The sequence below is a fragment of the Peribacillus sp. P4_C12 genome, from assembly GCF_056402095.1.
This window is the reverse complement of the sequence record NZ_JBFUIB010000914.1, coordinates 1-1,058: the sequence shown is the minus strand read 5'-3', so window position 1 is coordinate 1,058 and position 1,058 is coordinate 1. Positions and strand designations below refer to the sequence as shown.

The window sequence follows — 1,058 nt, the reverse complement described above, 5'->3', positions numbered from 1 at the left end:
CTGGTCCCGTGGTGTAGCGGTTAACATGCCTGCCTGTCACGCAGGAGATCGCGGGTTCGATTCCCGTCGGGACCGCCATTTATTTCTTTTTGAAAAAACACTTGCTAGAATTAAATTATTGTGATATAATATTAATCTGGCTGTTAATTAGTAATTGATTATTGGGCTATAGCCAAGCGGTAAGGCAACGGATTTTGATTCCGTCATGCGAAGGTTCGATCCCTTCTAGCCCAGCCATTTTATTTAGAGCCATTAGCTCAGTTGGTAGAGCATCTGACTTTTAATCAGAGGGTCGAAGGTTCGAATCCTTCATGGCTCACCATTTTATTTCGCGGGTGTGGCGGAATTGGCAGACGCACCAGACTTAGGATCTGGCGCCGCAAGGCGTGGGGGTTCAAGTCCCTTCACCCGCACTGATAATTTTCTTCTTGACAACAAGTTGAAAAAGGTGTTAGACTTACAAAGTCGCTTTCGCGGTCGTGGCGGAATGGCAGACGCGCTAGGTTGAGGGCCTAGTGGGGGAAACCCCGTGGAGGTTCAAATCCTCTCGGCCGCACCAAAAACATCATAGAAATTAGCGCCCGTAGCTCAATTGGATAGAGCATCTGACTACGAATCAGAAGGTTGTAGGTTCGACTCCCGCCGGGCGCACCATATTTACGGGAAGTAGCTCAGCTTGGTAGAGCACTTGGTTTGGGACCAAGGGGTCGCAGGTTCGAATCCTGTCTTCCCGACCATTCTTTCTTAGAAATAATTTGAAAAATTAAATGCGGGTGTAGTTTAGTGGTAAAACCTCAGCCTTCCAAGCTGATGATGAGAGTTCGATTCTCTTCACCCGCTCCATTATTGCTCTTTGAAAACTGAACAAAACAAAGCGCCAACGTTAAATTTTAAGTGAGCACACACTATCAAAAAAGCAAAATGAGCAAGTCAAACATTTCTTCGGAGAGTTTGATCCTGGCTCAGGACGAACGCTGGCGGCGTGCCTAATACATGCAAGTCGAGCGAATCGATGGGAGCTTGCTCCCTGAGATTAGCGGCGGACGGGTGAGTAACAC

At 47.5% G+C, this 1,058-nt stretch carries 8 tRNA genes and 1 rRNA gene; all 9 read left to right on the top strand.

Annotation, left to right across the window (positions count from 1 at the left end):
• Positions 1–2 precede the first annotated feature (2 nt).
• Positions 3–78: transfer RNA gene (locus AC1DUW_RS30220), tRNA-Asp, on the top strand.
• An 84-nt stretch (positions 79–162) separates the two neighbouring features.
• Positions 163–237 (top strand) — tRNA-Gln (locus tag AC1DUW_RS30215).
• Positions 238–246: 9 nt separating this feature from the next.
• A tRNA-Lys gene (locus tag AC1DUW_RS30210) sits at positions 247–322 on the top strand.
• A 9-nt stretch (positions 323–331) separates the two neighbouring features.
• Positions 332–413: transfer RNA gene (locus AC1DUW_RS30205), tRNA-Leu, on the top strand.
• A 60-nt stretch (positions 414–473) separates the two neighbouring features.
• Positions 474–559: transfer RNA gene (locus tag AC1DUW_RS30200), tRNA-Leu, on the top strand.
• A gap of 18 nt (positions 560–577) precedes the next feature.
• A tRNA-Arg gene (locus tag AC1DUW_RS30195) sits at positions 578–654 on the top strand.
• A gap of 6 nt (positions 655–660) precedes the next feature.
• Positions 661–737 (top strand) — tRNA-Pro (locus AC1DUW_RS30190).
• A 32-nt stretch (positions 738–769) separates the two neighbouring features.
• Positions 770–843: transfer RNA gene (locus AC1DUW_RS30185), tRNA-Gly, on the top strand.
• A 96-nt stretch (positions 844–939) separates the two neighbouring features.
• A 16S ribosomal RNA gene (locus tag AC1DUW_RS30180) occupies positions 940–1,058 on the top strand; the annotation flags it as partial.